23 protein-coding genes are annotated in these 22875 nt (G+C 57.3%); 18 read left to right on the top strand and 5 right to left on the bottom strand.

Annotated elements, in window-relative coordinates; translation table 11 throughout:
• Positions 1-155: 155 nt before the first annotated feature.
• A complete protein-coding gene (locus SCU88_RS05145) occupies positions 156-1622 on the bottom strand; it encodes a catalase (RefSeq protein WP_175339350.1) in 1467 nt (488 codons plus the stop codon).
• 126 nt (positions 1623-1748) lie between these two features.
• Here SCU88_RS05145 and SCU88_RS05150 point away from each other — a divergent pair, with 126 nt between their 5' ends.
• From SCU88_RS05150 to SCU88_RS05205, 12 genes are all read left to right on the top strand, one after another.
• Positions 1749-3215 carry an alpha/beta hydrolase gene (locus SCU88_RS05150; protein ID WP_138095953.1) on the top strand — a complete coding sequence of 489 codons (1467 nt, stop codon included), beginning with the start codon at positions 1749-1751 and terminating at the stop codon, positions 3213-3215.
• A gap of 69 nt (positions 3216-3284) precedes the next feature.
• Positions 3285-3764: a MarR family winged helix-turn-helix transcriptional regulator gene (locus SCU88_RS05155; protein ID WP_138095954.1), complete on the top strand. Its 480-nt coding sequence runs from the start codon at positions 3285-3287 to the stop codon at positions 3762-3764.
• A 284-nt stretch (positions 3765-4048) separates the two neighbouring features.
• On the top strand, positions 4049-5173 hold the full coding sequence (locus SCU88_RS05160) for an amidase (protein ID WP_138095955.1): 1125 nt from the start codon (positions 4049-4051) through the stop codon (positions 5171-5173).
• Positions 5174-5227: 54 nt separating this feature from the next.
• The gene (locus tag SCU88_RS05165; RefSeq protein ID WP_175339351.1) at positions 5228-5809 is read left to right on the top strand and encodes a nuclear transport factor 2 family protein; all 582 of its coding nucleotides are present in this window, start codon (positions 5228-5230) and stop codon (positions 5807-5809) included.
• The gene (locus SCU88_RS05170; RefSeq protein ID WP_175339352.1) at positions 5781-7082 is read left to right on the top strand and encodes a Rieske 2Fe-2S domain-containing protein; all 1302 of its coding nucleotides are present in this window, start codon (positions 5781-5783) and stop codon (positions 7080-7082) included. Before SCU88_RS05165 ends, SCU88_RS05170 begins: the two co-directional genes overlap by 29 nt.
• Positions 7079-7555, top strand: coding sequence for an aromatic-ring-hydroxylating dioxygenase subunit beta (locus SCU88_RS05175; protein WP_175339353.1), 477 nt, complete (start codon positions 7079-7081; stop codon positions 7553-7555). The genes SCU88_RS05170 and SCU88_RS05175 overlap by 4 nt, the downstream gene beginning before the upstream one ends.
• Before the next feature lie 15 nt (positions 7556-7570).
• Entirely contained in the window at positions 7571-8311 is a 741-nt protein-coding gene (locus tag SCU88_RS05180) for an SDR family NAD(P)-dependent oxidoreductase (RefSeq protein ID WP_138095959.1), read from the top strand.
• 10 nt (positions 8312-8321) lie between these two features.
• Entirely contained in the window at positions 8322-9281 is a 960-nt protein-coding gene (locus SCU88_RS05185; protein WP_175339354.1) for a 2Fe-2S iron-sulfur cluster-binding protein, read from the top strand.
• A gap of 91 nt (positions 9282-9372) precedes the next feature.
• Entirely contained in the window at positions 9373-10692 is a 1320-nt protein-coding gene (locus SCU88_RS05190) for an MFS transporter (protein ID WP_241666590.1), read from the top strand.
• Positions 10693-10719: 27 nt separating this feature from the next.
• The gene (locus SCU88_RS05195; protein WP_138095961.1) at positions 10720-11859 is read left to right on the top strand and encodes an acyl-CoA dehydrogenase family protein; all 1140 of its coding nucleotides are present in this window, start codon (positions 10720-10722) and stop codon (positions 11857-11859) included.
• A 23-nt stretch (positions 11860-11882) separates the two neighbouring features.
• Positions 11883-12242, top strand: coding sequence for an IacB protein (locus tag SCU88_RS05200; protein WP_175339355.1), 360 nt, complete (start codon positions 11883-11885; stop codon positions 12240-12242).
• 9 nt (positions 12243-12251) lie between these two features.
• A complete protein-coding gene (locus tag SCU88_RS05205) occupies positions 12252-12761 on the top strand; it encodes a flavin reductase (RefSeq protein ID WP_175339356.1) in 510 nt (169 codons plus the stop codon).
• Here SCU88_RS05205 and SCU88_RS05210 read toward each other — a convergent pair.
• Positions 12742-13554: a TSUP family transporter gene (locus SCU88_RS05210; RefSeq protein ID WP_175339357.1), complete on the bottom strand. Its 813-nt coding sequence runs from the start codon at positions 13552-13554 to the stop codon at positions 12742-12744. The genes SCU88_RS05205 and SCU88_RS05210 overlap by 20 nt on opposite strands.
• Positions 13555-13667: 113 nt before the next feature.
• Here SCU88_RS05210 and SCU88_RS05215 point away from each other — a divergent pair, with 113 nt between their 5' ends.
• The 4 genes from SCU88_RS05215 (at position 13668) to SCU88_RS05230 (ending at position 18554) form a co-directional block, all read left to right on the top strand.
• On the top strand, positions 13668-14441 hold the full coding sequence (locus SCU88_RS05215; RefSeq protein ID WP_175339358.1) for a helix-turn-helix domain-containing protein: 774 nt from the start codon (positions 13668-13670) through the stop codon (positions 14439-14441).
• A 341-nt stretch (positions 14442-14782) separates the two neighbouring features.
• The gene (locus SCU88_RS05220; RefSeq protein WP_175339359.1) at positions 14783-15943 is read left to right on the top strand and encodes a polysaccharide export protein; all 1161 of its coding nucleotides are present in this window, start codon (positions 14783-14785) and stop codon (positions 15941-15943) included.
• Entirely contained in the window at positions 15931-16398 is a 468-nt protein-coding gene (locus SCU88_RS05225; protein ID WP_175339360.1) for a low molecular weight phosphotyrosine protein phosphatase, read from the top strand. The genes SCU88_RS05220 and SCU88_RS05225 overlap by 13 nt, the downstream gene beginning before the upstream one ends.
• An 8-nt stretch (positions 16399-16406) precedes the next feature.
• Positions 16407-18554, top strand: a complete 2148-nt coding sequence (locus tag SCU88_RS05230) for a polysaccharide biosynthesis tyrosine autokinase (RefSeq protein ID WP_175339361.1) — start codon at positions 16407-16409, stop codon at positions 18552-18554.
• 35 nt (positions 18555-18589) lie between these two features.
• On the opposite strand, the gene hemB is transcribed toward SCU88_RS05230, so the two are convergent.
• Positions 18590-19567, bottom strand: coding sequence for a porphobilinogen synthase (gene hemB / locus SCU88_RS05235; RefSeq protein WP_175339362.1), 978 nt, complete (start codon positions 19565-19567; stop codon positions 18590-18592).
• A 186-nt stretch (positions 19568-19753) separates the two neighbouring features.
• Here hemB and adhP point away from each other — a divergent pair, with 186 nt between their 5' ends.
• The gene (gene adhP / locus SCU88_RS05240) at positions 19754-20767 is read left to right on the top strand and encodes an alcohol dehydrogenase AdhP (RefSeq protein WP_175339363.1); all 1014 of its coding nucleotides are present in this window, start codon (positions 19754-19756) and stop codon (positions 20765-20767) included.
• A gap of 98 nt (positions 20768-20865) precedes the next feature.
• Here adhP and SCU88_RS05245 read toward each other — a convergent pair whose 3' ends face one another.
• Both SCU88_RS05245 and SCU88_RS05250 read right to left on the bottom strand, forming a co-directional pair.
• Positions 20866-21264, bottom strand: coding sequence for a helix-turn-helix domain-containing protein (locus tag SCU88_RS05245; protein WP_175339364.1), 399 nt, complete (start codon positions 21262-21264; stop codon positions 20866-20868).
• A gap of 121 nt (positions 21265-21385) precedes the next feature.
• Positions 21386-21796 (bottom strand): MarR family transcriptional regulator, encoded by a 411-nt coding sequence (locus SCU88_RS05250; protein WP_175339365.1) that lies wholly within the window; start codon positions 21794-21796, stop codon positions 21386-21388.
• A 475-nt stretch (positions 21797-22271) separates the two neighbouring features.
• On the opposite strand from SCU88_RS05250, the gene SCU88_RS05255 reads away from it, so the two are divergent.
• A complete protein-coding gene (locus SCU88_RS05255; RefSeq protein ID WP_175339366.1) occupies positions 22272-22874 on the top strand; it encodes a non-oxidative hydroxyarylic acid decarboxylases subunit B in 603 nt (200 codons plus the stop codon).
• Position 22875 lies beyond the last annotated feature (1 nt).

Genomic DNA, 22875 nt, shown 5'->3' on the forward strand with positions numbered 1-22875 from the left:
TGCCGTAAGGCATTAACTAAAGGCCAGAATGGGTAACATCCAGGCTTTAGTCAGGTGAAGAAGGCTTTGGCCGGACGGCGTTTCACCCACGCTTAACGGCCAATAAAAAAACCGACGGCAACGTCGGTTTTTTTTATGTCCGAAACTTATACCCTTTAAGGCTGGTTGCGGGCAGCTTTGACCTTCTGTTCAATACGGTCGCCGATATTCTTATCGATATTGCGCCAGTATTCGAAGGCGCGCGACAGCACCGGCTCTTCCACGCCGTTCAACAGATGGCCGCTGACGTTGTTGACCAGGCGTTCGCGGGCGGCATCGTCCATGACCTTGTTAACCAGAATATTGGCCTGACCAAAGTCATCGTCATCCTTACGCAGCGTATAGGCCTGACGCACCATCTGTCCCTGGGATTCCCATACCGCAACTTCCGGATAGCGCTGGCTGTCTGCCGCCGGGCCCCCCTTCGAATTCGGCGCATAGACCGGGTCGGAAACCGGATTCATGCGCATGGGGCCATCTTTGCTGTAGCTGTTGACCGGCGCTTTCGGGGTGTTGACCGGAATCTGCTTATAGTTGACTCCCAGGCGGTGACGGTGCGCGTCGGCATAGGAGAAAACGCGACCCAGTAGCATCTTATCGGGACTCAGACCGATGCCCGGTACCAGGTTGTTAGGCTCAAAGGCCGCCTGCTCAATCTGGGAGTGGTTATCGGTGGGGTTTTTGTCCAGCACCAGTTTGCCGACCTTAATCAGCGGGTAATCGCCGTGGGGCCAGACTTTGGTCAGATCGAACGGGTTATAGCGGTAGGTTTCCGCCTCCTGGAACGGCATAATCTGCATATACAGCGTCCAGCTCGGGAAGTCGCCTTTCTTGATAGCGTCGTACAGATCCCGGGTATGGTAATCGCCATCCTGACCGGCCAGCAGATCGGCGTTATCCTGGGTCAGGAACTCCACCCCCTGATCGGTTTTGAAGTGGTATTTCACCCAGAACTTCTCGCCGCTGGCGTTCACCCACATATAGGTATGGCTGGAGTAGCCGTTCATATGGCGCCAGCTTTTCGGAATACCGCGATCTCCCATCAGCCAGGTGACCTGGTGGGCTGATTCCGGCGACAGGGTCCAGAAATCCCACTGCATATCGTGGTCGCGCAGGTTATTGTCGGCGCGGCGTTTTTGGGAGCGTATAAAGTGCTGAAACTTCATGGGATCGCGGATAAAGAACACCGGAGTGTTATTTCCGACCATGTCGTAATTGCCTTCGCTGGTGTAAAACTTAATGGCAAAACCGCGCGGATCGCGCCAGGTGTCCGGGCTACCGCGCTCGCCGGCAACGGTTGAGAAACGAATAACCAGGTCTGTTTTGGTACCTGGCTGGAACAGAGCCGCTTTGGTATAACGGCTAACGTCTTCGGTCACTTCAAAGTAGCCAAATGCGCCACTACCTTTAGCGTGGGGCTGGCGCTCCGGAATGCGTTCCCGGTTAAAGTTGGCCATCTGTTCAATCAGATAGTGATCGTGCAACAGCAGGGGGCCATCCGGGCCGACGGACAGCGAATGCTCGTCACTGGCGACGGGAATGCCAGCATCGGTCGTCGTGGGTTTGCGGTTATCATTGCTCATTGCATTCTTCTCCGACTTTTTTCTGATATGTGCAGGAAATAAGCGTAGCGTATAAATTCCTTATTGGTTGTGTGGCATGGGATAAATGGGCGAATCGATCAATCGCCTTATCGACAGGGGGGCAGGTTGCGACGAAGCGGATGGATCAAATGGGGCAGGCGCCTGCTGTTGCTCTGTCTGGGGCTGCTGGTGGGAGCCATTATCGGGCGCATCTACGATACCGAGCGTGGGCCTGCGCTACAGCCCTGGCACAGGCTGGTACCGCAGGAGATGACGGCCGATGATATTGACCGGGCCGACTGGCAGGAGTATGTGGCGACGGAAGAGCGGCTGTTCCGGGAGGTCAGTCGTCAGGTAAGCAAAAAGCTCACGGCGGAGAGCCGCACGATGCTCAATCGCTATTATCCGGGCAGTCTGGTCTGGCCGGAGCGTTTTTCCCACGACTGGAATCGTTCCTGGATAATGAAGCCGGAAGGGAAGGTGCGCGGTGCCGTAGTGCTGCTGCACGGCATGACGGACTCCCCCTACAGTCTGCGCCATATCGGGGAGCGCTATCAGGAACTAGGCTATGTGGCGGTAGGGATCCGACTTCCGGCCCACGGTACCGTGCCGGGGGCGTTAACCGATGTGAAGTGGCAGACGTGGATGGCTGCGGCGCGTCTTGCGGTACGTGAAGCCACGGCACAGAGCGGCCCCGGTCTGCCGCTGCATATCGTGGGCTATTCCAACGGTGGGGCCCTGGCCATGAAATATGCGCTGGATGCACTGCAGGACAAACGGCTGCGCATGCCTCAGCAGATCGTGCTGATTTCACCGATGATTGGCATTACCCGCTTTGCCCGCTTTTCCGGGCTGGCGGGCTGGCCCGCTATTTTCCCGGCCTTCGCCAAAACCGCCTGGCTCGATATCCTGCCGGAATATAACCCCTTCAAATACAACTCGTTTCCGGTTAACGGCGCCCGTCAGTCCTGGAATCTGACCCAGGCGCTACAGCAGGAACTGCAGCAGGCGGTGCACGACAACCGCTTGGCGGGGTTACCGCCGGTGCTGACCTTCCAGTCCGTGGTTGATTCCACAGTGCGTAGCCGCGCGGTGGTAAACGATCTCTACCGCTATTTACCGGCCAACGGCAGCGAGCTGGTATTCTTCGATCTCAATCAGTCGGCGCTGTTTCGCCCGTTACTGAACGAAGCCTCGGCTTCAGCGCTTTCCCGGCTGCTGCCTGCGGCGCCGCGCCGTTACGCCACCGCTATAGTAACCGGCGCCCGTGAAGGGGAGCGCCATGCAGGGCTGATTGAAGTGGCAGCCGGGAGTCGCCGTGAACAGCACTCGACGCTGGACGCCGTCTGGCCGTCCGACAGTTTTTCGCTGTCGCATATCGCTTTGCCATTTCCGGTTACGGATTCGCTCTACGGTAGCCATCCCGCGCCTGCCGATGAATATGGTATCAGTCTGGGAACCGTCAGCCTGCGCGGTGAAACCCAGGTGTTGATTGTTGATATGGGCGCGCTGATGCGGATTACCTCAAACCCGTTCTTTCCCTGGATGATGGAAAGAATCGAACGCCGCATTGCGCAGGGGCCGGATGGATAACATTGTCTTTCACCCAGGCGATTCGCTACTATCAAAGCTGTTCTGAGAACCGTGGCAATGGAACCGGAAATGGATATAAAGAAAAACCGTTTCGATACGGATATGGATGCAGACCATGAGCATCGCTTCCACCGTGAAGAGTATCCCTTCTTCTGGATTGTGAATGTTCACGCCCGCTATAGCCAGTTGCTGGAGATTGAGCTGAAAAAGGTGGGGCTGGATGTTTCGCGCTTTCGGGTGTTGACCCTGGCCTGGAAGTATCGCACCGCTACGGTCAGCCAACTGGCGGAGTATGCCGTGATAAAAATGCCAACGGTGACCAAAATTCTGGCGCGCCTGCGTCAGGATGGCCTGGTCATAACTCGCGCCAGCGAGGCGGATGGCCGGGTGACCGAAGTTCTGCCGACGCCGGAAGGCATTGCCAGAGCAGAGCAGGCCAATGAACTGGCCAGCAGGATTTTTAATCGTTCGTTTAAGGGGATACGCCCGGCACAAGTGAATAAAATGAACCAGGCGCTGGCGCTGATCCTGTCCAATCTCAGTGAATAACGTCACGCTCCCTCCCTTCCGGGTAACGCGATTCTTACCGATTTTATGCAAGAAAATCGCGATTTCTTATCCCTGAAATATTTATAAATACCGCTTTATTTGTCTGGTTTATATTTTTCAATGCATTGATTTATATGGTTATTGTTGGCTGTTATCGTGCAATTGTGACTTGCGCGGCATATTGAATTTATATGATACAAATCACTTGAATTTTCAATTAATATGCTCAAAAATGAATCTGACTAAAAAGTGACGGCTATGACCGCACAAACAGGACAGACAATATGAGCAAACTCAATCGCATACCCTGTACACCACAGGGCTACATCGCTACCTGCGCTATCGGCGACGGCAGCCTCACCTTTGCGGTGAAGGATACGCTGGACGTCGCTGGCTACCCTACCCGGGCAGGCAGCCTGGCGCTGGAAAATGCGCCGCCCGCAGCTCGTCACGCCCGGGTTATTGCCCAACTGCTGGCAGCCGGTTGTCGGCTAACCGGCAAGACCACGCTGCATGAGCTGGCCTTTGGCGTTACCGGCATTAACCCCGGCGCGGGAACGCCTGTCAATTCCCTCTATCCCCACCTGATTCCAGGGGGCTCCTCCAGCGGCTCCGCCACTGTGGTCGCCAGCGGCAGCGTCGACTTCGCTATTGGCACCGATACCGGCGGCTCTGTGCGTATGCCTGCGGCCTGCTGCGGCGTGGTGGGGCTGAAGCCGGGCTTTGGCCGTGTCTCCCGCGCAGGCGTACTGCCCGCCGCCAGTTCGCTCGATTGCGTCGGTTTCTTTACCCGCGATCTTGCCACGTCTGGCGAAGTGCTGGCTCGTCTGGGACTGGATGATGCCGCGCCGCAAAATCCGGCGTTGACCCCAGCTTTTCTTAGCGGCCTGGCGCTACCGGAGATCGATTCTCTGCTGCTTAAACGGCTGGGAGACGACGTGGAAACGGCGGTGCTACCGGGACTGGAGGCGGCACACGAAGCCGGACTGTATCTGATCGGCCATGAAAACTGGCAGGCGTTTTCCGGACTGTGCGATCACCCGGCGCTGTTGCCGGATGTGCGTCAGCGCATTGCCCGGGGTGCGGAAATAACGCCGCAAATGCTGGCACAGGCTGAAGCGGTGCGTGCGGATTTTAGCCGCGAGGTCGATACGCTACTGGAACGTCATGGCTTGCTGCTATTGCCTGCTCTGCCTGCGCTACCGCCGACTCTTGAAGAAGCCCGGGATCCGCTGGCCGCAGTGACGCTAACCCGGCTGTTGCGACCGTTCAACCTGAGCGGCCATCCGGCGCTGACTATTCCGGCGGGCGAGATCGACGGGCGCCCGGTAGCGCTGCAAATTGTTGCGGCTAAAGGTCAGGAAGCGGCGCTGGTACGCGCAGCCGGGCGGTGGTTCCACCACCGCTAATCACCGCTTTTCGTTAATCGATTGATTCGGGCAATAAGCCTGAAGGGGGATCCTATGCCCGAAATAGTTCCACAGCAGCTTCTGGACAGGCTGGCACGCCTTGAAGCGGAGCAGGCCGTACGCCGGACCATCAGTGAATATATGCACCTGTGCGATGCGCTGGACAGCCCGCAGACCGTAGCCTGTATCGCCGCACTGTTCAGCGAAGACGCGCTCTGGGAAGGCGTGGGGGAACCCTACGCCGAACGGCTGGGGCGCCACCAGGGGCGGGAGGCTATCGCCGCCATGATGGGCGGATACGTACGCCAGCCTGCGCACTTCACCACCAATGTTCACTTCCTCTGTTCAGAGCAGATCCTGGTTGACCAGAGTGGCCGGGGAGCCATTGGGCGCTGGAAGATGCTGCAAACCTCCACCTTTCATAGCGGCGCATCGCACCTGAACTGCGCCGAATTACTGATTCACTTTCGCCGTTGCGCGGACGATGAGTGGCGTATCTGCCACTTCACGACCCGCAATCTGTTTAGCCGACCGGTGGATTACTGGCATGCCGAACGGGCATTTCCCGTACCGCACTGTCCGCCGCCGTCCCTGTCAGGAGAAAACGATGGAAACGATACCCGTAAAGAATATTGAACCCGGCCTGAGTCACGAAGCGATCGCCGGGCTGGTGCGACCCGATCGGGTGCATACCTCGCTTTATACCTCTCCGACGCTGTTTGAACTGGAGATGCAACGCATCTTTTCCCGTACCTGGGTGTGGGTGGCCCATGAAAGCGAAGTTCCGGATCCCGGCAGTTTTAAGTCTTCATTCGTGGGAACTCAACCGGTGATTGTGGTGCGCGATCGCAAGCGCAATATCAACGTGCTGCTTAACCGCTGCCGTCACCGCGCCGCGACGGTCTGCGAACACCGTCACGGCAAGACCAACAACTTTGTCTGCCCCTATCACGGTTGGGGCTACGGGCTGGACGGCAGCCTGCGCGGCGTGCCGCATCCCGAAAGCTACGGTGACACACTGGATAAAGCTGAACTGGGTATGGTGCGACTGCGCACCGAAAGCTATGGCGGCATGATCTTCGCGACTTTTCAGGAGGATATTGTGCCGTTAAGCGAATTCCTGGGACCGGCGAAGAAGTGGATCGATCTGTTTATGAAGCAGGGGGCGGGTTATCCCATTCAGGCCACGGAAGCGCACCGTTTCCGCTTTCCCGGGAACTGGAAGATCCAACTGGAAAACACCACCGACGGCTATCACTTCCCCATCGTTCATAAGTCGTTCCTGAGCTCGGTGGATAAACAAACCGAAGAGATGCTCAATTTTGTAGACGGTAGCGGCTATGTCGAAGATCTCGGCAATGGTCACAGCGTGATGGTGATGATTCCGGATCTGGTGGATCTGGAAGAGAACCTGGAGGCCGATATTCCGGAACGCTTCCTGGAGCTGGCTCAGGCGTTACGCGACGAAGGTCATGAAGAGATGCAGGTGCGGCGTATTGTTCGCGCCGTGGGCGGTAGCGGCTTTAACCTCAATCTGTTTCCTAATGCGGCCTGTTCGATGGCCTTCTTTCGGATACTCCAGCCCATCTCGGTACAGGAGACCGAAATCCACCATGTGGCTATCGAGATGAAAGGGGGACCGACCATCGCCAACCAGGCCCGACTGCGGCTGCATGAACACTTCCAGGGACCCATGGGTTTTGGCACTCCGGATGATGCCGAAGCCTGGGAACGGGTGCAGCGCGGCGGTGGAGCCGGTGAGGATCTGTGGATCATGCTCAACCGCGGCCTGCCCGGCGAACGCCCTGGCGCCGATGGCCCGCGCAGCGATGTCAGCGCCGAAACCGGCATGCGTGCCGCCTATCAACAGTGGAAAACTTACATGACCGAAGGAGGACAGGGCGTATGAGCTCGCAGCGTATTAACGAGGTGGTGAACTTCCTGAATCTGGAAGCCGACATGCTGGATCAGGGCGAGTTCGATAACTGGCTGACGCTCTGGCATCCCGATGGGCGCTACATCGTGCCGATCGACCCCCACACCGATGATTTCGAAAACACCCTGAACTTCGCCTTTGATGATGACGCTATGCGTCGCAGGCGGGTACAGCGTCTCTACAGCGGCGAGTCGATCTCCACCACGCCCAGGGCGCGCACCATCCGAATGCTGGCGCGCCATCGAATTCTGGTGGATACCCCATCGCGGCTGGAAGTGCGCTGCGCTCAGTCGCTCTGGGAGTACCGCAAGGGAAAGTCCCAACACTACGTGGCCGATCTCCACTATCGACTGTTGCCGCAGGCGACGGGATTTCTGATCGAAAGCAAAGTTGTGCGGATGCTGAACAGCGACGGCTACCTCAGCAGCATTGGCTACATCCTGTAAGGCGTGGAGGCAACCATGAGTGATGCGGTACTGGTAACCGGCGCGGCCGCGGGGCTGGGGCAGACGATTGCCGGACATCTACTGACCCAGGGATTCCGGGTGGTATTCGCCGACCTGAACGGCGAACAGGCTCAGGCGGCGCTGGAAGCGGCGGGTGGGCATCGGGATAACGCGCTGGCGCTGGCGCTGGATATCCGCGATCCCGAACGCTTTCAGCAGGCCATCGACCAGGCTCATCGTCATTTCGGTGCGCTGCACGGGCTGGTCAATAACGCCGCCCTGACCCTGACGACGCCTGTGATGGAGATTTCAGTCGATGAGTTCGATCAGGTGATGACCACCAATCTGCGCGGCACCTTTGTCGGCTGCCAGACAGCCGGTCGCTACTTCAGCGAGCAGGGCTACGGGCGAATCATCAATCTGGCTTCGCTGGCGGGCCAGAACGGCGGGACCGCCTCCGGGGCGCACTACGCCGCCTCCAAAGGGGGCATTCTGACGCTGACCCGGGTGTTCGCCCGAGCGCTGGGCGGTGCAGGTGTCACGGTCAACGCCATTGCGCCAGGCCCGATGGATCTGCCGTCGGTCCATGCGGCGGTGCCGCCAGAACGGATGACGGATCTGCTGGCGATGATTCCGGTGGGGCAGTTGGGAGAGCCGGGGTTTGTCGCCAGGGCGGTGGCGCTGCTGGCGTCGCGCGACGCCAGCTTTGTGACGGGCGCGACCTGGGACATCAACGGCGGCATCTATATGCGCTAACGGAGGATTTATGACGGATCTCATCACAGTACGGGTAACGGCACGGGAAGAACAGGGGGACGGTGTTGTGCTACTGACCCTGGCTTCAATGACCGGCGTTGAACTGCCTTCCTTTAGCGCCGGAGCGCACCTCGATCTGCATCTGACTGACGGGCTGGTGCGCCAGTATTCGCTGTGCGGCGATCCGCAGGATCGTCAGTATTACCGGTTGGGGATCCTGCATTCGCCGGTATCGCGCGGCGGATCGACGGCGGCCTGTGCACTGAAACCCGGCGATAAGGTTCAGGTGAGCGCGCCGCGTAATCTGTTCCCGCTGGTAGAAGAAGGTGAAAACGCGCTGCTGGTGGGGGGCGGGATCGGTATTACGCCGCTACTGGCGATGGCTCACGCGTTGCACCTGGCCGATCGTCCGTTTGCGCTGCACTACTGCGGCCGCAGTCGCCAGAGCATGGCGTTTCTGGCGGAGCTGGCGGCGGTGCCCTGGGCTGGACGGGTGGTGTTGCATATCAGCGATGAGGGCAGTCGGCTCGATCCAAAGGCGTTATTCGACGGTGCGCCCGATGACAGCCATCTCTACGCCTGCGGCCCGGAAGGGCTGATGCAGGCGCTGACCGATGCTGCTGAACGCGCGGGGCTGGCGGCGGATTGCCTCCACCAGGAAAGCTTTACTCCTGCGGCCCCCTGCGGCGGCGAGGCGTTTGAGGTATCGATACCGGCGCTGGATGTCACCGTTCAGGTGGGGGAATCCCAGAGCATCGTACAGGCGCTGGCGCAGGCTGGCGTGCGGGTCAAGGTCTCTTGCGAACAGGGTATTTGCGGCACCTGTCTGGCTAACGTGCTGGAAGGAACGCCGGACCATCGCGACCAGTATCTGACGGAAGAAGAAAAGGCGGACAACGACCAGGTCATTCTCTGCTGCTCGCGGGCCCGCAGCGCCAGGTTAGTTATCGAAGTCTTCGAAGTGGAATAGACGCTCGGGTGCGAGGAGCGCGCCATTTCAGTTGCTGTTTTCCAATTTTTGCGGGCAGGCGCCCGCGTCACGAATAAAGGGGCAGAACGATATGAAGACGCAAAATTTACCGCCGGGCGCTAATGCTGGCCCCGGTCAGATGCGCAGGCTGGTGATCAGTTCACTGTTGGGTAACTCGCTGGAATGGTATGACTTTTTCCTTTACGGCACGGCGGCGGCGCTGGTGTTTGGCGATCTGTTTTTTCCCGGTCAGGGGAGCGGCCTGGAAGGTGCAATGCTGGCGTTTTCCGGCTTTGCGGTGGGCTTTCTGGCCCGACCGTTGGGCGGCGTTATCTTTGGCCATATGGGGGACCGGTATGGTCGTAAACGGGCGCTGGTGATTACCCTGGCATTAATGGGGGGCAGTACCTTTATTATCGGATTGCTGCCGGGGTATCAGAGCATCGGGATACTGGCGCCGGTGGCCTTGATCTCGCTGCGTTTTTTACAGGGGATGGCGTCTGGCGGCGAGTGGGGCGGCGGGGTGCTGATGCTGAGTGAAAACGCGGACCCGGCGCGTAAAGGTTTCTATACCGCCTGGAGCCAGATGGGGGTTGCTGGCGGCTTCGTACTCTCTTCACTGGCCTACTGGCTGGCCCAAAAACTCCCGGAAGCGGTCTTTATGGACTGGGGATGGCGTCTGCCGTTTCTGGCCAGCGCGGTGCTGTTTCTGGTGGCGATGTACATCCGTAAGAATATCGAAGAGAGCAGCGCTTTCCTGGAAGAGCGCGACAGGATGCCACAGCATCAGGAGCAGCAGACACCCTTGAGCCAGGTGTGCCGGGAACACTGGCGGGAGCTGTTGCAGGCCATTGCGCTGCGGCTGCCGGAAAACGGAGCCGTCTATCTGTTTTTCACCTTTTCCATTGTCTACTGCAAGCACGTGGGGATTTCGACCGAACATATCATTGCCTGCATCACCCTGGCGATGATTGTGGAATTCTTCTCGATTCTGTTCTGGGGGGCGCTGGCCGATCGCATCGGTTTCCGGCGAGTTTATCTGACAGGCGTTCTGGGGGTGCTCCTGGTGGCCTTCCCTTTCTTCTGGCTTATCGAAAGCGCCAGCTTCGGCAATGTGCTGCTGGCGATGATGCTGGGGCTGCCGGTGTGTCATGGCGCGATGACGGGTTCACAGCCGCCGATGATGGCGGAACTGTTTCCGGCACGGGTGCGCTACACCGGACTGTCGCTGGGCCATGAAATTGGCTCGATCCTGGCGGGCGGTATTGGGCCGATGCTGGCGGTGGCGCTACTTATGGTTTTCGATTCCGCCTGGCCGGTATCCCTGATGTTGGTGGCCTGGTCGCTCTGTGCGCTGGTGGCGCTATGGACGCTGGGGCGAGGTGGCGCACGCCGCGTGGCCGTGGCCTGAGGCTGATTATTTCACGAGGAAACGGCTATGAAACCACTGTTATCGCAGATATCCCCTGAATCCCTGCTGGCGGATATTCGCCGCCGTTCCGGGGAAGGCGAGTTCGACAGGTTACGTCATATCCCGCAGGAAATCGTAGAAGGATTTCGCCAGATGGGAATCTACCGCGCTCTGGTGCCGCGCCGCCTGGGGGGCGATGAGTGCAGCGCCGCCGAATTTTGTCGGCGTATCGAACAGATATCCCAGGCCGATGGCTCCGCAGGCTGGGTGGCCAGTTTTGGCATGGGCATTGTCTATCTGGCGGCGCTACCGCTGGAGACGCTCAGAACGCTTTACCGTTCCGGGCCGGATCTGATTTTTGCGGGTGGCATTTTCCCGCCTCAGCCTGCGCCAGTGGTGGAAGGAGGCATGCGGGTGAGCGGTCGCTGGAAGTTTTCCAGCGGCTGTCTGGGGGCGGATATTGTTGGCGTGGGGATAACGCCGGTGGAAGGCGACAGCCGCGGCCTGCCGCGGATGGCGGTAATGGCGCGCGAACGGGCGCGGATTGAAGAGACCTGGGACAGCGTTGGGCTGACTGGCACCGGTAGTCACGATCTGGTGGTGGACGATGTGGTGGTGCCAGAGGAGTGGACTTTTGTACGCGGCAGTGCCGCGAATCTCGATGAGCCAATCTTCCGCTATCCCTCGCTGGCCTTTGCCACTCAGGTACTGTCGGTGGTGGGGCTGGGGGTTGCCAGGCGGGTTCTGGATGATATTCGCGCCCAGGCGGAGCAGTCGCGATCGGTCACCGGTGCACCGCCGCTCGGCCAGCGTCCCGCGGCGCTGATGGAAATTGCCCGGGCGGAAGCGCAGCTACGCGCTGCCCGCGCCTTTTTCTATGACGCTATTGACGAAGCCTGGAGCACGCTACTGAGCGGCGATGAAGTGTCGCTCGCTCAGGGCAATATGCTGCGTCTTTCCTCTACTCATGCAGTGAGAGTTGCCGCCGATGTTTGCCGCCGAATCCAGCTCCTTTCCGGTATGGGCGGCATTATGCGCAACAGCCCGCTGGCGCGCTGTGTAAACGACGCCCAGGCCATTACGCAACATGCCTTTATGGGCGAACACACCTGGCAGAGCGCGGGAGCGCTGCTGTGCGGCCAGACGCCGCTACCGGGTTATCTGTAATCTGAATACGGGGAAAACCACCGATGAGTGATAAAAAACCTTTACGGGTGCTGTTCTGCATCGCCATTAATCAGAACTTTTTCGATGCGTCCGCAGCGGAAGCGAAAGCGGTATGGGCGGCATTTGGTGAAATGTGGCGCGGTATTGAAGCGCTGCCGGGCGTGCGGGTGCTGGGCAATATGGACGACGATCAGGCGATGGTCGGCGCATCGAACGGCTGGCCCTGGACCACCTATCTGCTGGCGGACGTGCCGGATCTGGAAAGGGTACACGCCGCCTGCAATCTGTTTCGCACCACGCCCGTGGGCGACGGCACGCACCGGCTGTGGCGCTACTGCCGGGTAGAGGCGCGTACCGGTCGGGAACTGATTATTCAGGCATAGGGTGACGAAATGAATAACGCAATCGACAAAGAGGCCTTTCGGGATGGAATGGCGATGCTGGGCGGCGCCGTTGCCATTATTACCAGCGCTGGCGCATCAGGGAGAGTGGGGATGACGGCCTCCGCCGTCTGTAGCGTCACCGATGCTCCGCCGCCCCTGCTGGTCTGTATTAATCGCAACGCCTGGACCCACGGGCAGTTTGTGGATAACGGCGTGCTGTGCGTTAACGTGCTGGGCGCCGATCAGGCCGCGCTTTCCGGGCGTTTCGCCAACCGGGAAATAACCATGCCGCAGCGCTTTCTTTCCCACGGCTGGAGCGAACTGGCGACCGGTGCGCCAGCGTTGGACGGTGCGCTGGTGAATTTCGACTGCCGTATCGTGACCAGCCACGACGTGGGGAGCCATACGGTGTTTTACGGTGAAGTGCTGGCGATTCGCCATGGAGAAAAGCGCGGTGGACTGGTCTGGTTTAACCGCGACTATCATCAACTGGCGCCGGTTATCCCGCTACAACCATAACCGCCGTGACCAGCGCCAGCAGCAGCGGATAGATACGGGCATGCACGGCGTCGGGCAGACGGCCGATAAAGCGTGATGTCAGGCTAATGCCCACCCATGCGCCAGCGGCCAGCAGAAGTGCGGCTCGCAGGTTGATGGCGCCAATAAACCCCGGGCCGCCGGTGCCGGGCAGGTGGCGTGCCATTGCCAGCCAGACCAGGGTGCCAATGACCGCCATGGGCAGCGACAGCGGATTCGCCATGGCGGTGGCGCCGGTCATGCTGGCGCCGCGACGGCGCATCAGCGGGACTGTCATCACGCTACCGCCGACTCCCAACAGTGCGGCTATCAGCCCGATAATCCCCCCTATGCCCGCCGTAGCGCCGCCGGATACCTGCTGCGACGGAGCAGGAGCACGGCGCAGAAACCCCGGGCGCAGCAGACAGTCGGCGATGGTGATCAGCAGATAGGCGATAAAGGCGTAGCGCACCAGATCGCCATTCAACCCTATGGCGCAGGCGGCGCCAAGGGCCGCGCCGGGGATAATGCCCACGACCAGCGGCCGGACGCTGCGCCAGTCGAGAGAGCCAGCCCGATGGTGGTGCAGCGTACTGAGCCCGGCGCTGAATATCATCACACAGGTGGAGGTGGCGACGGCTATCTGCATCGCCGCCAGACCGGTGGGTGAAGCCGCGCCATATTGTGCGATCACCAGCGTGTAGATCAGCGGTACGGTAAAAAAGCCGCCGCCGAAGCCGAACAAAACCGTCGTGACGCCGCTCAGGGCACCGCAGAGCAGCAGTAAGGTAATCATGGTTTCTCTCCTGTGACACGGGAACCCGGAACAGCCTATACTGGACGGCACTGGCCGACTTACGCGTAATGGTCATTGATTTGTTTATTTCGGCCACGGTGGGAGGGCGCAGAATGTATAACGTTCCGTTGAATGAGGTGGATAACACCCCCAGAGCGGTGGTGGCGATTGGCACCGACTATCCGCCGGGAACGCTGCTGGCGCGGCACAGCCACCGACGGGCGCAGTTTCTGTATGGCATTAGCGGGGTGATGGAAGTCAGCACCGACGACGGCGCCTGGGTGGTGCCGACCCGCTGTGGCGTGTGGATCCCGGCGGGCAAACCGCATCAGGTATTGATGGCGGGAGTCAGCACCCGTAGTCTCTATATCGAACCGGACAGCGCTCCTCGCCTGAGCCCGCGTTGCGAAGTGCTGGCGGTATCGCCATTACTGCATCAGTTGCTGCTGGAATCGGTCGATCTGGAGCTTCTGTATTCCGTTCATGGTCGGGATGACGCTCTTATCCGGCTGCTGCTGTGCGAACTGAATGCGGCTCCGGTGTTGCCGTTCTTCGTGCCGCTACCGCGGGATATCGCTCTGGCTCGACGGTGTAGCGAATTTATGAGGGCGCCTTCTATTCGCAGCCAGCCGGAAAGCTGGGCTGAAGCATGCAATAAAAGCCCTCGCAGCTTTTCGCGTTTTTTCCGTCAGCAGACCGGTATGGCCTTTAGCCAGTGGCGACAGCGCGCCTGCCTGCTCTATGCGCTGTCTGCCATCGCGGTGGGGCGTTCTGTGACTGCCATTGCGCTGGATCTGGGATATGAAAGCACTGCGGCTTTTTCAGCAATGTTTCGTCGCTGTATGGGAACTGCGCCATCATCTTTTTCCAGGTATCGCCAGCGATAAATTCAATTATATCGCTAAAAGAATTCATTGCATGATAAATTAATGGCTTAATGTTAATAGTTGACAGAGTGAGTATGTGATTTTAAATTGATGTCAGCGGTATTATGCTGGCCGCTGGTAACCTGTTTTTAATTTAGGTTTTAATTCTCTTTTTCTTTATTTATGGTGGGTTTACATCTCCATGTGTTTGTTATTTATTTGATAAGTAAAGGTATTTTTATCTGCGGTGTAATCATTTTGATTGCCAGGAATTTTCCGTTATGGAATTAGGAAAATTCATTAATATGAACATCAAAGAATGAAAAATCTGAATTAAATATTTGTCAGGGAATGGCATGTAAATGAAAAATCTTAGCGTAATGGTCGCTGTTATATTATTAAGTGGTTGCGTTTTTTCATCTTCCCCTCACCTTTCAGGTCGCGGTAAAGCGTCGGTTGCCGTTGAAGATGCTGGTTTTGATATTAATTCCATGGTGGCTCTTTACCCCTTAACGCCATCGGTGATCGCCTTGCTGCGTCCACCGGAGATGATTGCCCGCCAGTCTCCCCAACTGGATGAAGAGATTAGCCGCTATGAATATTTTATCGGCATCGGCGATGTTTTGACCGTGACGGTCTGGGACCATCCCGAGCTGACAACACCGGCGGGAACCTACCGTAGTGCCAGCGATAGCGGGAACTGGGTCAATGCAGATGGCACGATTTTTTATCCCTATATTGGCAAAGTCAGGGTGGCGGGTAAGACCATCAGCGCAGTTCGGGAAGAAATCATGCAGCGTCTGGCGCGCTATATCGAGTCTCCCCAGGTGGACGTTAGCGTGGCCGCGTTCCGCTCCCAGAAGGTGTATGTCACTGGCGAAGTGGTCACTTCCGGCAAGCAGCCAGTGACCAACGTGCCGCTGACTTTGCTTGATGCCATTAACCAGGCGGGGGGGCTGACGGCAACGGCGGACTGGCGCAATGTAATATTGACCCGGGATGGTCAGGCGCAACGCCTTTCTTTGCAGGCGCTGATGCAGAAGGGCGATCTTACCCAGAACCGACTTCTGAGAGCGGGCGATATTCTGTATGTGCCGCGTAATGACGATCTGAAAGTGTTTGTGATGGGCGAGGTCAACAAGCAGACCACGCTGGTGATGGATCGTAGCGGGATGACCTTGACGGAAGCACTGGGACGCGCCGAAGGGATATCGCTGACGGAAGGTGACGCCTCTGGCATCTTTGTTATTCGTCCCCGCCATCAGCGCGATAGTAAATCTGATGTGCCGCAGACCGCCGGCGCTGTGGGACAGAAACTGGCCGATATTTATCAGCTCGATCTATCCGACGCCACGGCGCTGGTGCTGGGCGCGAACTTCTTCCTTGAACCTTACGATGTGGTCTATGTGACTACGGCGCCGATCTCCCGCTGGAATCGGGTGATTAGTCAGTTGCTGCCCACGGTGGTGGGCATCAACAGCCTGACGGAAACCACGCACTGGGCCAGAACATGGGGGAAATAAACCTGCGCCATATCCTGGTGGTGTGCACCGGTAATATCTGTCGTTCTCCTGCTGCGGCCGGGCTACTGGCCGCTCAGTTAGAGGGGCATGTGACATCCGCAGGGATCCATGCTCCGCGCGGACACCGGGCGGACCTACGGGCTATACGTCTGGCTGAACGGTACGGAGTCTCTCTCTATGGGCATCGGGCCCGCCAGTTAACTCACCAGATGTGCCACCAGAGCGATCTGATCCTGGTCATGGAAAAGGGCCATATCAGCTATGTCGCCAGTCTTGCCCCGGAGGTTCGCGGTAAGACGTTACTGCTGGGCCACTGGTTAGATCATATGGAGATCGCCGATCCCTGGCAGGAAAGCGATGCCCGTTTCGAACAGATTTTCGGGCAGATTGAACATGCTGTTGGCCGGTGGGCGTCGGTGCTCAATATGTCATTTCAACATCAGGGACAGAGGTAACAAGGCTCATGGAACAGAAAAGCGGACAGGGCGGTAAAGGCGAAGAGGTGGATCTCATCCGGCTTCTCTTTTCATTGCTGGATCATAAAGCGATGATTCTGGGGATTATGCTGGCTACCTTTCTGGCGGGCGTGCTGTGGGTCCTGGTGCAGACGCCGGTATGGCAGGCCAGTGCGCTGGTTCAGGTGGATAAAAGTAGTGGGGTTAATCTGCTGGCCGGGTTCTCTGAACTGCTACCCGACAGCGGCCCACAGTCCAGTACCGAAGCGGAAATCATTCGTTCGCGTATGGTGCTGGGAAAAACGGTGACAGAGCTGGGCCTGGATACGATGGTGACACCCGATGCTTTTCCGCTGGTCGGCGCCATGGCTTCACGCCTGTTTCAGTCGGCGCCGGAAAAGCTGGAACTGCTCTGGTGCACGCCGAAGGATCTGCTGGAAGAGCGTGTGGCGAAACTGGAGGTGCTTGATGGTGGAGGATATCGCGTTACTCCCAGCCAGGGAGAGCCGCTACAGGGCATGCAGGGAAAACCATTACGCTTTGCCGATATGCGACTGACCGTTAAGGCAATGGATGCTGCTCCGGGCACAATCTTTACCCTGCGTAAGTTGCCCCTGCAGACGGCTATTGAGCGGGTACTTCAGAATTTCAACGTGCAGGAGCAGGGCAAAGGTACTGGCATACTGAAGCTGACCTATCGGGGGAGCGATCCGGCGTATATCCGTGATGTTCTGAATAGTCTGGTGCACAACTACCAGCGCCAGCATATTGCCTGGCGTTCGGAAGAGGTGGGAAGGAGTCTGCTGTTTGTCGATGAGCAACTGCCGAAGGTTCAGGAAAAACTAAATCAGGCGGAAGAGCGGCTAAATCACTTCCGTAGCCAGAATGACTCGGTGGATCTGTCGCTGGAAGCGAAAAGCATGCTGGACAGTATGGTGACCGTTGAGACCGGACTCAACGATCTGGCGTTTAAAGAGGCTGAACTGTCCAAGTTGTATACCCATGAGCATCCGGCCTATCAGGCACTGGTTGAGAAGCGGCGGAGATTAACGGAGGAGCGCCGCAAGCTGAATCAGCGCGTCTCCTCTATGCCGGGTACCCAGCAGGAGGTGTTACGCCTGACCCGGGATATGGAGTCGGCGCAGCTTATCTACACCCAGTTACTTAATAAGCAACAGGAGCTGCGTATCAATAAGGCCAGCATCGTGGGTTATGTGCGGATTATCGATTTGGCCGCGACGGAAAGCCGCCCGGTAGCGCCCAGAAAAGCGCTGATTTTAGCGCTGTTTTTGATTCTGGGGGCCGTGTTGGGCTGCGGTGTGGCGTTGCTCAAAAGCGCTTTCCGTAATGGCCTGCATAACGTGCGCGAACTGGAGTCTATGGATCTTCTGGTCTACGCCAGTATTCCCTGGTGCCAGACATTAACCAGAACGCTCGGCTTTCTCAGACGACGTCGATATATGCTGGCATTGGCCGGGCCGCTGGCGCTGAATCAGCCAGACTCTCTGGCGGCGGAATCTTTCCGGAGCCTGCGGACCAGTCTGCACTTTGCGCTGATAGAGGCACGCAACAATATTCTGATGGTGACCGGCCCCACACCGGAACTGGGGAAAACCTTTGTTAGCGTTAATCTGGCCACGGTATTCGCCCTGGGCGGTCAGCGTGTCCTGTTGATCGATTGTGATTTGCGGCGCGGCGATGTGCACCAGCAACTGGGCTGCGGCAATGTATCCGGGCTGGGAGAGATATTACGGGGCGAGACGTCAGCGAGTCAGACCATTTTACAGAGTGTGGTGCCGGGGCTCTGCGTGCTGACCTGCGGCAAAGGTGGAAATGGCGTACAGGAATGGCTGATGAGCGAACGTTTTTCGGCGCTACTGGCGGAGGTATCGGCACAGTACGATCTGGTGATTCTGGATACGCCGCCGGTTCTGGCGGTTTATGATGCGCTGATTATTGGTCGCCACGTCGGCAGTACGCTTATGGTGGCCCGATTTGAAATCACCACCCGGGCGGAGCTGGAAACCAGCCTACGACGTCTGGAGCAAAATAACATCGAGGTGAACGGGGCGATTCTGAATGCCACGCGGCTGCGTAGGGGAGAATTCTATGAATACGGCCTGTACCATCACTATGCTTATGACAGCAAGCCGTAATTGAACCCCATGCCCGCCTGGGCATGGGGGAAAGCCTACAGTACCTTCTGTTCGGCCAGATCGAGGGCGAAGTAGCTCATGATCAGGTCGGCGCCGGCGCGCTTAATAGCGCCCAGGCTTTCCAGTACCACGTTACGTTCGTCGATGGCGCCCGCCTGCGCGGCGAATTTAATCATCGCATATTCGCCACTCACCTGATAAGCCGCCAGCGGCAGGTCGGTGCGCTCGCGGATATCGCGCAGAATATCCAGGTAAGGGCCCGCCGGTTTCACCATCAGACAGTCTGCGCCCTGTGCTTCATCCAGCAGCGACTCGCGAATCGCCTCGCGGCGGTTCATCGGATTCATCTGATAGGTCTTACGATCGCCTTTCAGCGCTGAGCCAGCGGCTTCGCGGAACGGACCGTAGAACGATGAGGCGAACTTGGTGGAATAAGACATGATCGCCGTGTCGGTGAAACCTTCGGCGTCCAGCGCGGCGCGGATCGCCTGCACCTGCCCATCCATGGCCGCCGAAGGAGCAATGAAATCGGCACCGGCCCGGGCGGCGGTGACCGCCTGACGGCCCAGGTTTGCCAGGGTCGTGTCGTTATCTACGCCGCGATCGCACAGCACGCCGCAGTGGCCGTGGGTAGTGTATTCGCAGAAGCAGGTATCGGACATCACGATCATTTCCGGGACCGCGTCTTTGGCAATGCGTGACATGCGCGCCACCAGACCGTTTTCATTCCAGGTATCGCTACCGGTTTCGTCAGTATGGTGAGAGATACCGAAGGTCATGATGGAGCGAATGCCCGCTTTGGCAAAGCGTTCAACTTCAAACGCCAGGCGTTTTTCCGGAATACGTACCACGCCCGGCATCGCTTCGATGGGGGTGTAGTCATCGGCGCCTTCTTCGACGAAGATTGGCAGCACCAGGTCGTTCAGGGAAAGGGTTGTCTCTTCGAACAGCGCACGCATCGCCGGGGTCTGACGCAGGCGACGCGGACGATTGATTAATGAAAAACTGGACATAGCACCAACTCTGTTCTGGGTGAATTTATCTGGACATTGGTTCTATGTTACCCGATTTTTTTCACCAGGGTTTTGCGATTATCGCCCTTCAGATAAAACGGTTCAGCGATTTCCAACGCGTATTGCAAAATATCGTTTTGAGTCCTACTTTGTGGGTAGAGTATTTCACTGATAAAAGGAATCAAAATGAAAGCTGCCGTGGTAACCAAAGATCATAGCGTTGAGGTAGTGGACAAAACATTGCGCTCTCTTGAGCATGGTGAAGCGTTGCTGAAGATGGAATGCTGCGGTGTTTGTCATACCGACCTGCATGTTAAAAATGGTGATTTCGGTGATAAGACAGGGGTTATCCTGGGCCATGAAGGGGTTGGGGTTGTCGAGAAAGTCGGGCCAGGCGTCACTTCCCTGAAGCCTGGCGATCGGGCGAGCGTGGCCTGGTTTTACGAGGGCTGCGGTCACTGCGAATACTGTAACACCGGTAACGAAACCCTGTGTCGTTCAGTCAAAAACGCGGGCTACACCGTGGATGGCGGTATGGCCGAAGAGTGTATCGTGAAGGCCGACTATGCCGTGAAAGTGCCGGATGGTCTGGATCCCGCCGCGGCCAGCAGCATTACCTGTGCCGGGGTAACGACCTATAAAGCCGTGAAAATCTCCCATATTCATCCCGGCCAGTGGATTGCCATTTATGGTCTGGGAGGTCTGGGTAACCTGGCGCTGCAGTACGCTAAAAATGTCTTTAATGCGAAGGTGATTGCCATCGACGTGAATGACGCCCAACTGGCTTTCGCTAAAGAGATGGGGGCTGATATCACCATCAACTCCCGCAATGAAGATGCGGCGAAGATCATTCAGGAAAAAGTGGGCGGCGCCCATGCTGCGGTTGTGACCGCGGTGGCCAGGGCGGCCTTCAACTCAGCGGTCGATGCAGTACGCGCTGGTGGCCGCGTAGTGGCCGTTGGCCTACCGCCGGAATCAATGGATCTGAACATTCCGCGTCTGGTACTGGATGGCATTCAGGTGGTAGGTTCGCTGGTCGGTACCCGTAAAGACCTGGAAGAGGCATTCCAGTTTGCTGCGGAAGGTAAGGTGGTACCGAAAGTTACTAAACGTCCGGTTGCTGATATTAACGCCATTTTTGAAGAAATGGAGCAGGGGAAAATCAAAGGCCGTATGGTAATTGATTTCGCTACGCACTAATCCCGTCCTCCGAACCATGCCGCTCCGAATCCGGGGCGGCCCGTTCATCTGGTCGTATAGCCCGGAACGGGCCGAAGCCCGTCTGCCGTGGTCACTTATCAGTCATACAATTGATGGCAGGCCTTGCATAGCGCTTCGCCTTCCAGTCCATTAAACAAATGATTTCTCCTGGCGCGACACTGGGACGGCGTACAGGTCAGCACATGCTTAAAGGTACGGGTATAGGACTGCTGCGAGCTGAAACTGTACTTTTCGGCAATTTCGATAATGCTGCAGTCGCCAAATTTCAGATCGCGAATGGAGCGGTGCAGCTTATCATGGCGAATATAGCTGGCTGCGGTGACCGACATCTGCTCGTAGAACATTCTTTGCAAGTGCCACTTGGAATAGCCGGCAATGCGCGACAGATCCTCAAGCGTAATTTTTTCGTGAATATGATCATCAATCCAGTGAAGTATTTGATTGATGACGCTTGCAGAAAAATGATCTCTTCTCATCCCTGATACCCTCCTTGTTAAGACTTTTCCTATTATGCCCAACGCAGTTTATGAAAATGTGTGCGTTTCGCAAATTTAGTTTTTTTTTTTCAAGTTTTGCAAAGAGGACAGCATTTTTTGATTATTTATTAATCATTCTGACGATCAGTTGGGAAAACATTTCTTGCTGTTTTGGTGTTAATTTGTTTAGAAACTCCTCATCCACCATTGTGCCCTTTGGCTGGGACTGCTGAAGCAATTTTTCGCCTTCTTCCGTCAGCCAGATAAAACGGCGCCTTTTATCCCCTGGGTCGCTTTCCCTGCGCACCAGGCCCCGGGCCTCCATACGGCTCAGCATTTCTGCCAGGGTTGCCTTGGTGCTGACGGCGACGTCAATCAACGCCACCTGTTCAATACCGGGATTTTCGGCAACGGAGCGCATAACGGCGTACTGTGGCTTGGTGATTTCCGGAAGCACCTGCTGCCAGCGTGCGGTATGACGCTGGAAAAGCTGGCGCAAAAGGTGGAAGGCTTCGTCTCTTAACTGCTGCATGTTGTGGGCTCCATGACGGTTTGTCTGCCTGCTCATCATAACTGTACTGGGGAAAAAACTTAATTGATGAATGCCGTAAGCCCGGGTTCGGGGGAGGGTTGGTTTTCCGTTGATATTGTCATTGAGTTTTTGCTTAAGGTTGTCTGGTGGCGATTGGGTTTTGGTTCCGTTATTTAATGCTTTTTCTGGTGAACCTAATGTTCGAAATTCTATTTTTTCATTTGATTATCCTGTTGTCATCGTGGCTGAAAAAAATAATAGAGTCAGTCATCCAGGGGAAATTACGGTTCGACTTGTCTGATTTTCTGGAAATCCTTCTCAGGTGATTAGTTGTTTTCCATCTACGCCCTCTCGTAAGGTTGTCCTGCTGCGTTGATGTTTTGTGCGCATTTTTCCTGGGGGTATTGCCTGACATCACTCATCGTGGCACTGTAAATAAAACGTTCGCATACGAACAAAATGATCAGGAGACGCTATGAGATTGATTGTCGGTATGACGGGGGCTACGGGGGCCCCGCTGGGTGTGGCGCTGTTGCAGGCGCTGAAAGCGTTACCGCAGGTAGAAACGCACCTGGTCATGTCGAAGTGGGCAAAAACCACGATTGAACTGGAGACGCCCTGGCAGGCCCATGACATCGCCGCCTTAGCCGATGTGACCCATAGCCCTGCCGATCAGGCCGCCACTATCTCATCCGGCTCCTTCCGCACCGATGGCATGATCATTATTCCCTGCAGTATGAAGACGCTGGCCGGTATCCGCGCCGGATATGCAGAAGGACTGGTCGGGCGGGCGGCTGACGTGGTGTTGAAAGAGGGGCGCAAGTTGGTTCTGGTGCCCCGGGAGACGCCGCTCAGCACCATCCATCTGGAGAATATGCTGGCGCTTTCCCGTATGGGCGTGGCAATGGTTCCCCCCATGCCGGCTTATTACAACCATCCACAGACTATCGATGACGTAACCCGCCATATTGTGACCCGGATACTGGATCAGTTTGGCCTTGAATACCCACAGGCCCGGCGTTGGCAGGGATTACGCCACGCGCAACAGCAGGCGCAATCTGCTTATGAGGAGGAATAGC

This window comes from Jejuibacter sp. L23 (assembly GCF_050815825.1).
GTDB lineage: Bacteria > Pseudomonadota > Gammaproteobacteria > Enterobacterales > Enterobacteriaceae > Jejubacter > Jejubacter calystegiae.

Excerpts from the sequence above, each read along its gene's own strand:
- SCU88_RS05145 (WP_175339350.1), bottom strand. The coding sequence starts at position 1,622 with ATGAGCAATGATAACCGCAAACCCACGACGACCGATGCTGGCATTCCC.
- SCU88_RS05155 (WP_138095954.1), top strand. The coding sequence starts at position 3,285 with ATGGATATAAAGAAAAACCGTTTCGATACGGATATGGATGCAGACCAT.
- SCU88_RS05160 (WP_138095955.1), top strand. The coding sequence starts at position 4,049 with ATGAGCAAACTCAATCGCATACCCTGTACACCACAGGGCTACATCGCT.
- SCU88_RS05165 (WP_175339351.1), top strand. The coding sequence starts at position 5,228 with ATGCCCGAAATAGTTCCACAGCAGCTTCTGGACAGGCTGGCACGCCTT.
- SCU88_RS05170 (WP_175339352.1), top strand. The coding sequence starts at position 5,781 with ATGGAAACGATACCCGTAAAGAATATTGAACCCGGCCTGAGTCACGAA.
- SCU88_RS05175 (WP_175339353.1), top strand. The coding sequence starts at position 7,079 with ATGAGCTCGCAGCGTATTAACGAGGTGGTGAACTTCCTGAATCTGGAA.
- SCU88_RS05180 (WP_138095959.1), top strand. The coding sequence starts at position 7,571 with ATGAGTGATGCGGTACTGGTAACCGGCGCGGCCGCGGGGCTGGGGCAG.
- SCU88_RS05185 (WP_175339354.1), top strand. The coding sequence starts at position 8,322 with ATGACGGATCTCATCACAGTACGGGTAACGGCACGGGAAGAACAGGGG.
- SCU88_RS05190 (WP_241666590.1), top strand. The coding sequence starts at position 9,373 with ATGAAGACGCAAAATTTACCGCCGGGCGCTAATGCTGGCCCCGGTCAG.
- SCU88_RS05195 (WP_138095961.1), top strand. The coding sequence starts at position 10,720 with ATGAAACCACTGTTATCGCAGATATCCCCTGAATCCCTGCTGGCGGAT.
- SCU88_RS05200 (WP_175339355.1), top strand. The coding sequence starts at position 11,883 with ATGAGTGATAAAAAACCTTTACGGGTGCTGTTCTGCATCGCCATTAAT.
- SCU88_RS05205 (WP_175339356.1), top strand. The coding sequence starts at position 12,252 with ATGAATAACGCAATCGACAAAGAGGCCTTTCGGGATGGAATGGCGATG.
- SCU88_RS05210 (WP_175339357.1), bottom strand. The coding sequence starts at position 13,554 with ATGATTACCTTACTGCTGCTCTGCGGTGCCCTGAGCGGCGTCACGACG.
- SCU88_RS05215 (WP_175339358.1), top strand. The coding sequence starts at position 13,668 with ATGTATAACGTTCCGTTGAATGAGGTGGATAACACCCCCAGAGCGGTG.
- SCU88_RS05220 (WP_175339359.1), top strand. The coding sequence starts at position 14,783 with ATGAAAAATCTTAGCGTAATGGTCGCTGTTATATTATTAAGTGGTTGC.
- SCU88_RS05225 (WP_175339360.1), top strand. The coding sequence starts at position 15,931 with ATGGGGGAAATAAACCTGCGCCATATCCTGGTGGTGTGCACCGGTAAT.
- SCU88_RS05230 (WP_175339361.1), top strand. The coding sequence starts at position 16,407 with ATGGAACAGAAAAGCGGACAGGGCGGTAAAGGCGAAGAGGTGGATCTC.
- hemB (WP_175339362.1), bottom strand. The coding sequence starts at position 19,567 with ATGTCCAGTTTTTCATTAATCAATCGTCCGCGTCGCCTGCGTCAGACC.
- adhP (WP_175339363.1), top strand. The coding sequence starts at position 19,754 with ATGAAAGCTGCCGTGGTAACCAAAGATCATAGCGTTGAGGTAGTGGAC.
- SCU88_RS05245 (WP_175339364.1), bottom strand. The coding sequence starts at position 21,264 with ATGAGAAGAGATCATTTTTCTGCAAGCGTCATCAATCAAATACTTCAC.
- SCU88_RS05250 (WP_175339365.1), bottom strand. The coding sequence starts at position 21,796 with ATGCAGCAGTTAAGAGACGAAGCCTTCCACCTTTTGCGCCAGCTTTTC.
- SCU88_RS05255 (WP_175339366.1), top strand. The coding sequence starts at position 22,272 with ATGAGATTGATTGTCGGTATGACGGGGGCTACGGGGGCCCCGCTGGGT.